This window comes from Variovorax sp. P4_D9, from assembly GCF_056401695.1.
This window is the reverse complement of record NZ_JBFUIU010000341.1, coordinates 1-9,373: the sequence shown is the minus strand read 5'-3', so window position 1 is coordinate 9,373 and position 9,373 is coordinate 1. Positions and strand designations below refer to the sequence as shown.

Sequence of the window (9,373 nt, the reverse complement as noted above, 5' to 3'; positions counted from 1 at the left end):
GGCCGCATGCGCAAGCAGGAGCTGATGTTCGCGATCATCAAGAAGCGCGCCAAGGCCGGCGAGCAGGTTTTCGCCGACGGCGTGCTCGAGATCCTGCCGGACGGCTTCGGCTTCCTGCGCAGCCCCGACACCAGCTTCACCGCCAGCACCGACGACATCTACATCTCGCCGAGCCAGGTGCGCCGCTTCAACCTGCACACCRGCGACATGATCGAAGGCGAAGTGCGCACGCCCAAGGACGGCGAGCGCTACTTCGCGTTGACCAAGCTCGACAAGGTCAACGACGGGCTGCCCGAGAACAACAAGCACAAGGTGATGTTCGAGAACCTGACGCCGCTGTTCCCGAAGGAGCAGATGAAGCTCGAGCGCGACGGCTTCAAGGGCGAAGAGAACATCACGGGTCGGATCATCGACATCATCGCGCCGATCGGCAAGGGCCAGCGCGCCCTGCTGGTGGCGCCGCCCAAGAGCGGCAAGACGGTGATGATGCAGCACATCGCGCACGCGATCAGCGCCAACTATCCCGAAGTCCACATGATGGTGCTGCTGGTCGACGAGCGGCCCGAAGAAGTGACCGAGATGCAGCGCACCGTGAAGGGCGAGGTCATTGCCTCGACCTTCGACGAGCCCGCCGCCCGCCACGTGCACGTCGCCGAAATGGTGATCGAGCGCGCCAAGCGCCTCGTCGAGCTCAAGAAAGACGTCGTGATCCTGCTCGACTCGATCACCCGCCTGGCCCGGGCCTACAACAACGTCGTGCCGTCCTCGGGCAAGGTGCTGACCGGCGGTGTCGACTCCAATGCGCTGCAGCGTCCCAAGCGCTTCCTGGGCGCTGCCCGCAACGTCGAAGAAGGCGGCTCGCTGACCATCATCGGCACCGCGCTGATCGACACCGGCAGCCGCATGGACGAAGTGATCTTCGAAGAGTTCAAGGGCACCGGCAACTCTGAAATCCACCTCGACCGCCGGCTCTACGAGAAGCGCGTGTTCCCCTCGATCCAGCTCAACCGCAGCGGCACCCGCCGCGAAGAGTTGCTGCTGGCGCCCGAGATCCTGCAGAAGACCCGCATCCTGCGCCAGCTCATGTACAACATGGACGAGATCGAGTCGATGGAACTCATGCTCAAGAACATGAAGGCGACCAAGACCAATGTCGAGTTCTTCGACATGATGCGTCGAGGGGGCTGAGCCCCCCATCGTCTTCAGCGCGCTGGCGTCTTGTCAGCGCGCAGCCAGGGCCCGGCCTTCCGCCGCGCTTTGGCGACCCAGATCGAGCAGTTCCATCAGCTCGACCGCCTGCTCCGGCGTCACCGGATTCGGGCCCTTTCCCAGGATCGCATCGCGCACCGCCGCGTAGTAGCTTACGTAGTCGCCTGCCTGCGTGGGCAGCTTCTGCGTCTGCGTTCGGCCGTCGAGGCCGACTAGCGTGAGTTCGCCATCGACCGGATCGGCGCCCCACTGCGCATCGCCGGGTCGACCGCCGGCGCGCAGCGCGTCTTCCTGTGGATCGACGCCGCGCTTGACGTAGCTGCCGCGCGTGCCGTGAACGATGTAGCGCGGTGCCGCGAAGGCCGCCAGCGTGGTCGCGTGCAGCACCACCCGCAGGGGCGCGTGCTCGCCGCTTTCGTAGCGCAGCACGGCGTGAAAATAGTCCTCCACCAGCGCGCGCTCGCGCAGCGCCGCGGTGTCGAGCTGCAGCGTGTCGGGGCGGCCGAAGAGCTGCAGCGCCTGGTCGACCAGGTGCGCGCCGAGATCGACCCACAGTCCGGCGCCTGGCACCGGCTGCTCGCGCCAGCGCTCGCGCACCTGCGGCCGGAAGCGATCGAAGTGCGACTCGAAGTACACCGGGCGTCCGAGCTCGCGGCGCGCCAGCAGGCCGCGCAGGCTCAGGAAGTCAGAGTCGAAGCGCCGGTTCTGGTAGACCGACAGCAGCCGGCCCTGGCGGGTCGCCAGCGCGGCCAGTTCGCGCGCTTGGGCCGCATCGAGGGTAAAGGGCTTGTCGACCACCACATGCTTGCTGGCGTCCAGCGCCGCCCGGGCCAGCGGATGGTGCTGCGCATTCGGCGCGGCGACCACCACGAGGTCGATGTCGGGGCGGCGCAACAGTGCCTCGACATCCGGAACCACGGGGACACTTGGCCAGTCGGCGTGGACCTTGTTCGGCTGGGAGCTCGCCACGGCACCCAGTTCGAGGCCGGGAACTGCTGACAGCACCGGCGCATGAAAGGTCTGGCCGGCGAATCCGTAGCCGACCAGACCGGCTTTCAGGGTGGGAATCGACATGGTGAACGGGCCTCTGGCGCTGAAACGGCCCAGTATGCGATAATTGAGGGCTTAGCGAAAAGTGCTGCGTGGGCGTTGTGCCTCGCTGTGGCTCTCGCATCGACCCACAAGGAAATGATCATGGCTAAAGAAGGCATTCACCCCAACTACCGCGAAGTTCTGTTCGTCGACCTGTCGAACGGCTTCAAGTTCGTGACCCGTTCGTGCGCGAATACCAAGGAAATGGGCAAGACCGACGACGGTCGCGAACTGCCTCTCTTCAAGCTCGATACCTCGAGCGAGTCGCACCCCTTCTACACCGGCACGCAAAAGTCGGTCGACAACATGGGCGGCCGCGTCGAGAAGTTCCGCAACCGCTTCGGCAAGACCACCGGCGCCGCCTCCAAGTAAGGCGGGCGCTTCCGCGTCGAGGGCAGCCCGGTTTACCGCGCTGCCCTTTTTTTTGTTTCGCTCTTCCACGCCCGACCCCGCCCCTTGAACCAGCCGACGCCAGCGATCGTTGCCCAGAGCGCCGTGCGCCGCCTGCCGCGGGTCGCGCTGCTGCTGCTCTGCGCCGCCTACCTGATGCCGGGGCTGGTCGGGCGCGGACCATGGAAGAGCGCCGACATCACCGCCTTCGGCTTCATGGCCGAGCTGGCACAAGGCGGCGGCGGCATCGCACGCTGGCTGGATCCTATGCTGCTCGGCCTGAGGCCCGAGACACCGGCACTGCTGCCCTACTGGATCGGCGCCTGGGCGATCAAGGTCGCACCGGCCTGGATGAACCCCGACCTCGCGGTGCGCATCGCCTTTGCACTGCTGCTGTGGGGTACCCTCAGCGCAACCTGGTACGCCGTCTACTACCTGGCGCGCACCTCGCGCGCGCAGCCGGTGGCTTTTGCCTTCGGCGGCGAGGCGCGACCGACCGACTATGCCCGCGCCATCGCCGATGGCGCCGTGCTGGCGCTGATCGCCTCGCTGGGCCTGGCGCAGCTGGGCCACGAAACCACGCCGGCACTGGCCCAGCTGTTCTTCGCCTCGCACCTGTTCTACGGTGTCGCGGCGCTGCCCTATCACCGCGTCGGCGCCTTCGTCGCGCTGCTGGTCGGCAGCGCGGGCCTGGCGTTGTCGGGCGGCCCGACCGTCGGCCTCGGCCTGGGCCTCGGCTGCGTCGGGCTGCTGGCGGCGGAGCGCTGGGGTAGCCGCGCCGACGAGACATCCGAATCCGAACCGACCTACAGCTTCGGGGCCATTGCCGCCGTGCTGGGCGCGACCCTGCTGGTCGCCGCGCTCGCGGCCGGATTCGGCCTCTTCCAGTGGAAGATCGACCTTCCCGGCAGCGACCCCCACACGCGCTTGATCGCCGATTTGCGCAGCCAGGCCAAGCTGCTGCTGTGGTTCACCTGGCCGACCTGGCCACTGGCCGTCTGGACCCTCTGGCGCTGGCGCCGGCAGCTGCTGGCCCGCCATGTGGCGCTGCCGCTGTGGTTCGCACTGATGCCGCTGCTGGCCACCTGGACCACGGATTTCTCCGAGCGTTCCCTGCTGCTCGGCCTGCCGGCCTTCGCCACGCTGGCCGCCTTCGCGCTGCCGACCTTGCGGCGCAGCGTGGCGGCCTTGATCGACTGGTTCACGTTGCTGTTCTTCACCGGTTTCGCGATCATCATCTGGGTGATGTGGGTCGCGATGCAGACCGGCGTGCCGGCCAAGCCGGCGGCCAACGTCGCCAAGCTCGCGCCGGGCTTCGTCCCGCAATTCTCCGCCACGGCCTTTGTCTTCGCCCTGGCCGCGACCATGGCCTGGGCCTGGCTGGTCCGCTGGCGCACCGGGCGCCATCGCGCCGCCCTTTGGAAGACGCTGGTGCTGCCGGCCGGCGGCGTCGCCCTGTGCTGGATGCTGCTGATGACGCTGTGGCTGCCGCTGCTCGACTTCGCGCGCAGCTATGCGCCCCAGGTGCGCGCGATCTCCGACAAGATCGGCCAGACCGAGTGCATCTCCGAGCTCGCGCTCAGCCGGCCCCACGTTGCGGCCCTGCGCCACCACGGCAATTTCAAGCTGCATTCGCTCGGGACCGAGCCGGCCTGCCCCTGGCTGCTGGTCAGCCCCGACGCGATTGCCCGCCTGCACGACATCGTGAACCTCGACGGCTGGCGCCTGATCGGCACGCTGCGCCGCCCCACCAGCCCGAGCGACGACCTGCTGCTCTACCAACGCATCGCGCCCGGCGGTGGCTAGCCTTGGGAGCGGCCCGGCGGTCGCCAGCGAGCGGCGGGTGATCGCGCGCCACGCCGCGACGGTGCTGGTCGGCCAGCTCGCGGTGATGGCCTTCGGCGTCACCGACACGATCGTGGCCGGCCGCTACGCCGAAGGCGCTTTGGCCGCCTTGTCGGTCGGCTCGGCGATCTTCATCAGCGTCTACGTCTCGCTGATGGGTGGATTGCAGGCGTTGCTGCCGGTGTGGGCCGAACTGCACGGCGCCCGGCGCACCTCGGAGGTCGGCCGCTCGGTACGGCAGTCGCTCTACCTCTGCGCCGGAGCGATCGCGCTCGGCATGGCGCTGCTGCTGTTCCCGGCGCCGCTGCTGCGCTGGACCGAGGTTCCGCCGGCGATGCGCGCCGAGGTCGAGGCCTACCTGCAGGTGCTGRCCTTTTCGCTGGCGCCGGCGCTGCTTTTTCGCCTCTTCAGCACCCTCAACCAGAGCCTGGGCAAGCCGCAGCTCGTGACTTGGCTGCAGCTGGCCTCGCTGGGTCTGAAGCTGCCTCTGTCGATCTGGTTCACCTTCGGTGGCGCCGGGCTGCCGGCGATGGGGCTGGTCGGTTGCGGCTGGGCCACGCTGGTCGTCAACTACACGATGCTCGGCGCCGCCGTCTGGCTGCTGCGCAGCGATCCGTTCTATACCGGGTACCGCTTCTGGCAACGGATCGAGCCGCCCGACTGGCGGCAGCTGCGCCAGTTCGCCCGGCTCGGCGTGCCCGCCGGCCTGTCGGTGCTGGTGGAGGTGACCTCGTTCACCTTGATGGCGCTGTTCATCGCCCGCCTTGGCACCACGGCCTCGGCCGCGCACCAGATCGCGGCCAACCTCACGGCCGTGGCCTACATGATGCCGCTGTCGCTGTCGATCGCGACCAGCGCGCGCGTCAGCTTCTGGCTCGGCGCCGGCCAGGCCGCGCTGGCGCGCCGTGCCTGCCAGCGGGGCTTCGAGCTGACCGTGTTCTTCGCCCTGGTGTTCGCCGGCGGCATGGCGGCGCTGCGCTGGCAGCTCACCGGCGTCTATTCGGCCAACCCGGCGGTGGAGGCACTTGGCGCGACGCTGCTGCTGGCGACCGCGCTCTATCACCTGGCGGACGGCCTACAGACCTTGTGCGTCTTCGTGCTGCGCTGCTACCGCGTCACCGTGGCGCCGCTGGTGCTCTACTGCGCGCTGCTGTGGGGCGTGGGTCTCGGTGGCGGCTATCTGCTGGCTTATCGCGGCATCGGGAACTGGACCGCGATGCAGTCGCCGCTCGCCTTCTGGCTCATGGGTGCGCTGGCATTGGCTTTCACCGCAGCTCTGTTCATCGCCTTGCTGCTGTCCACCCTCAAGCGACGGCGCTGAGCGCCGAGGCCTGCCGCAGCCGCGCCACCGGGAACACGAGCGCAAAGCGCGAGCCCTTGCCGAGCGTGCTCTCGATGCGCAGTTCGGCGCCGTGGCGCTGGGCGATGTGCTTGACGATCGCCAGGCCGAGGCCGGTGCCGCCGGTCTCACGCGAGCGGCTGCGGTCGATGCGATAGAAGCGCTCGGTCAGGCGCGGCAGGTGCTCGGCCGCGATGCCCGGGCCGCTGTCGCGCACCGCGTACTCGCCCCGCCCGTCGGGAAGCAGGCGCCAGCTCACGGCGACTTCGCCGCCGCCCGGCGTGTAGCGGATGGCGTTGCTGACGAGATTCGACATCGCGCTCTGCAACTCGGTCGGCGCGCCGGCGATCTCGCAGTCGGACTCCAGCGTGAACGACAGCCGGTGGCCCTGCGCGCTCAGGCGGCTCGACAAGCCCCTGCCCTCGTCCTCGCACTGCGCCATCAGGGCCCGCATGCGGGTCCAACGATTGGCTGGCGGGGCCGCGCTGCCTTCCAGCCGCGAGAGCGTCAGGAGATCGTTGACCAGGGTCTCCATGCGGTGCGACTGTTGCGCCATCAGGCCGAGATAGCGGGCGCGCTCCTTGGCGTCCAGCGGCAGGTTCTGCAGCGTCTCGACGAAGCCGGCTAGAACGGTGAGGGGTGTCCGGATCTCGTGCGAGACGTTGGCGACGAAGTCGCGCCGCATTGCCTCGGCCTGCTCGAGCGAGGTGATGTCACGGGTCAACAGCATGCGCCGGTTGCCGGCATAAGGATGCACCTGCACCGACAACCGCGCCGGATGGCTGCGCTGTTGCGGCCCCTGAGCATCGATCACGACATCCCGGCTGTAGTTCCAGGAGGCCAGGTAGGCAACGAAGGCCGGGTCGCGCACCAGGTTCGCCATGTGCTGCAGCAGGTCGCGTTCGGCGTCGATGCCGAACTGCCCGGCGGCGGTCTGGTTGCACCATTCGATGCGGCCCTGCTCGTCGAGCAGCACGACGCCGTTCGGCGACGCCTGGATGGCGGCGAGGAACTCCTGCAGCCGGTCCTCGGCCTGGCGGGTCTGCTGCTCGCGCTCGCGCAGCAGCTTGCGGATGCGCTCGGACAGTTCGCCCCAGACGCCTGGGCCGCGCGAGGGCAGCCCTGCGGCATCGGTGCGCAGCACGTTCAGCAGTCGCCGCGCTCGCCAGGCATCGAGCAGCAGCCACAGGAGCACGCCGAGCCAGGCGCCGAGCCAGGCGTAGTGCCAGTTCAGGACAGCCGTGGCAAGGCCGCCGCCGAGAGCGGAAGCCGTGAGGAAAGTGGCGATACGGAACGGCATGCCGGACGATTATCCCGCCCGGTCGGCGCCGGCCGGGCCAGTGGCGCGGTGGACTCTCAGACGGTCGCCTGGGCGGTCAGCCGGTAGCCGGCGCCGCGCACGGTCTCGACCATCGGCGCAGCGGCGCCCAGCGATTCGCGCAGTCGCTTGACGTGCACGTCGACCGTGCGCTCCTCGATGTAGACGTGGTCGCCCCACACCTTGTCGAGCAGTTGGGCGCGACTGTGGACGCGTTCGGCGTGCTGCATCAGGAAACCCAGCAGCTTGAATTCGGTCGGTCCGACCTTCAGCGGCACGCCCTGCCAGGTGACGCGGTGGGTGCCGGTGTCGAGCACCAGTTCGCCGATCTCGACCCGCTCGGCCACGGCTTCGGGCGCCCGGCGGCGCAGCACGGCACGGATCCGCGCCAGCATCTCCTGGGTCGAAAAGGGCTTGGTGATGTAGTCGTCGGCGCCGGCGTCGAGCCCGGCCACCTTGTCGGGCTCGTCGCCGCGCGCAGTCAGCATGAGGATCGGGATGGCCTTGGTGCGCGGGTCCTTGCGCCACTGGCGCGCCAGCTGCAGGCCGCTCTGGCCCGGCAGCATCCAGTCGAGCAGCACCAGGTCGGGCAGCAAGGCGTCGATCTCGCGCTGCGCCGACGCGCCGTCCTCGGCCCAGATCGGCTCGAAGCCGTTGTGGCGCAGGTTGACGGCGATCAGTTCGGCGATCGACGACTCGTCTTCGACGATCAGGATCCTTGGTTTCTTCATGAATTCAGTGGGTGCCGGATCATTGCAATGCCGACTCGATGTCCTGCATGGAAGTGTGCCGCACATCGGCGCCCTTGACGATGTAGATGATGAACTCGGCGATGTTCTTGGCGTGGTCGCCGATGCGCTCGATCGCCTTGGCCAAGAACAGCAGGTCGAGGCTGGCGGAGATCTTGCGCGGGTCTTCCATCATGTAGGTGACCAGCTTGCGCACGAAGCCATCGAACTCCTTGTCGATCAGGTCGTCGTCCTTGAGGATCGACAGCGCCGCCGCGGTGTCGAGCCGCGCGAAGGCGTCGAGCGCCTTGCKCAGCAGGCCCGAAGCCAGGTCGGCGGCGATGCGCAGCTCGCTCGACGGCAGCGCGCGGGCCGATCCGCTCTCGATGATCGACTTGACCATGCGCGCGATCTTGTTCGCCTCRTCGCCGACGCGCTCGAGGTTGGCGGTGGTCTTGGAAATCGCGATCAACAGGCGCAAATCGCGCGCGGTCGGCTGGCGGCGGGCGATGATCGACGACAGCTCGCGGTCGATCTCGATCTCCATCGCGTTGACGCGGTGCTCGGTCTCGCTGACGCGCTCGGCGGCCTCGGCGTCGAACTCCTGCAGCGCATAGACCGCCTGGTGGATCTGGGCCTCGACCATGCCGCCGAGCTCCATCACGCGCGACGAGACCGTGTTGAGTTCGCTGTCGAACTGGCTGGAAAGATGCTTCTCGGTCATTGCTGTCCCCTTAGCCGAATCGGCCGGTGATGTAGTCCTCGGTCTCCTTGCGCTTCGGCTTGAAGAACAGGTCTTCGGTGGCGCCGAACTCGATCAGGTCGCCCAGGTACATGTAGGCGGTGTAGTCGCTGCAGCGCGCCGCCTGCTGCATGTTGTGGGTCACGATGACCACTGTGTACTCGCTTTTGAGCTCGGCGATCAACTCCTCGATTTTCGCCGTGGAAATCGGGTCGAGTGCCGAGCAGGGTTCATCGAGCAGCATCACCTCGGGCTTGATCGCAATGCCGCGGGCAATGCACAGCCGCTGCTGCTGGCCGCCCGAGAGGCCCGAGCCGCTTTGCTGCAGCTTGTCGCGCACCTCGGTCCAGAGCGCGGCCTTCTTGAGCGCCCATTCGACCCGGTCATCCATCTCCGACGCGCTGAGGTTCTCGAACAGCTTGACGCCGAAGGCGATGTTGTCGTAGATCGACATCGGGAACGGCGTCGGCTTCTGGAACACCATGCCGACCTTGGCGCGGATCAGGGCCACGTCCTGCTTCGATGTCAGCAGATTCTCGCCGTCGAGCGCGATGGTGCCCTCGGCGCGCTGCTCCGGATAGAGCTCGAACATCCGGTTGAAGGTGCGCAGCAGGGTCGACTTGCCGCAGCCCGACGGGCCGATGAAGGCCGTCACCTTGTTCTCGGGAATCTCGAGGTTGATGCCCTTGAGCGCGTGGAACTTGCCGTAG

Annotated in this window: 9 protein-coding genes; 4 read left to right on the top strand and 5 right to left on the bottom strand. The window is 67.9% G+C overall.

Annotation, left to right across the window (positions count from 1 at the left end):
- Positions 1-1,188 (top strand): transcription termination factor Rho (gene rho, locus AC1DY5_RS29950; RefSeq protein ID WP_478117358.1); only part of this gene is annotated, 1,188 nt, incomplete at its 5' end.
- Positions 1,189-1,221: 33 nt separating this feature from the next.
- Here rho and AC1DY5_RS29945 read toward each other — a convergent pair.
- Complete coding sequence (locus tag AC1DY5_RS29945) at positions 1,222-2,283, bottom strand: oxidoreductase (RefSeq protein WP_478117357.1); 1,062 nt, start codon at positions 2,281-2,283, stop codon at positions 1,222-1,224.
- A 120-nt stretch (positions 2,284-2,403) separates the two neighbouring features.
- Here AC1DY5_RS29945 and AC1DY5_RS29940 point away from each other — a divergent pair, with 120 nt between their 5' ends.
- The 3 genes from AC1DY5_RS29940 (at position 2,404) to AC1DY5_RS29930 (ending at position 5,857) form a co-directional block, all read left to right on the top strand.
- Positions 2,404-2,673, top strand: coding sequence for a type B 50S ribosomal protein L31 (locus AC1DY5_RS29940; RefSeq protein WP_158722485.1), 270 nt, complete (start codon positions 2,404-2,406; stop codon positions 2,671-2,673).
- An 84-nt stretch (positions 2,674-2,757) separates the two neighbouring features.
- Positions 2,758-4,497, top strand: a complete 1,740-nt coding sequence (locus AC1DY5_RS29935) for a hypothetical protein (protein ID WP_478117355.1) — start codon at positions 2,758-2,760, stop codon at positions 4,495-4,497.
- Positions 4,490-5,857 (top strand): MATE family efflux transporter, encoded by a 1,368-nt coding sequence (locus AC1DY5_RS29930; RefSeq protein WP_478117353.1) that lies wholly within the window; start codon positions 4,490-4,492, stop codon positions 5,855-5,857. The genes AC1DY5_RS29935 and AC1DY5_RS29930 overlap by 8 nt, the downstream gene beginning before the upstream one ends.
- Here the strand turns inward: AC1DY5_RS29930 and phoR are convergent.
- From phoR to pstB, 4 genes are all read right to left on the bottom strand, one after another.
- Positions 5,841-7,175 (bottom strand): phosphate regulon sensor histidine kinase PhoR, encoded by a 1,335-nt coding sequence (phoR, locus tag AC1DY5_RS29925; RefSeq protein WP_478117351.1) that lies wholly within the window; start codon positions 7,173-7,175, stop codon positions 5,841-5,843. The genes AC1DY5_RS29930 and phoR overlap by 17 nt on opposite strands.
- 56 nt (positions 7,176-7,231) lie before the next feature.
- Entirely contained in the window at positions 7,232-7,924 is a 693-nt protein-coding gene (gene phoB, locus AC1DY5_RS29920) for a phosphate regulon transcriptional regulator PhoB (protein WP_478117349.1), read from the bottom strand.
- A gap of 19 nt (positions 7,925-7,943) precedes the next feature.
- A complete protein-coding gene (gene phoU, locus AC1DY5_RS29915) occupies positions 7,944-8,645 on the bottom strand; it encodes a phosphate signaling complex protein PhoU (protein WP_478117347.1) in 702 nt (233 codons plus the stop codon).
- Between the two features lie 10 nt (positions 8,646-8,655).
- On the bottom strand, positions 8,656-9,373 hold a 718-nt coding region (gene pstB, locus AC1DY5_RS29910), incomplete at its 5' end, for a phosphate ABC transporter ATP-binding protein PstB (RefSeq protein ID WP_478117346.1).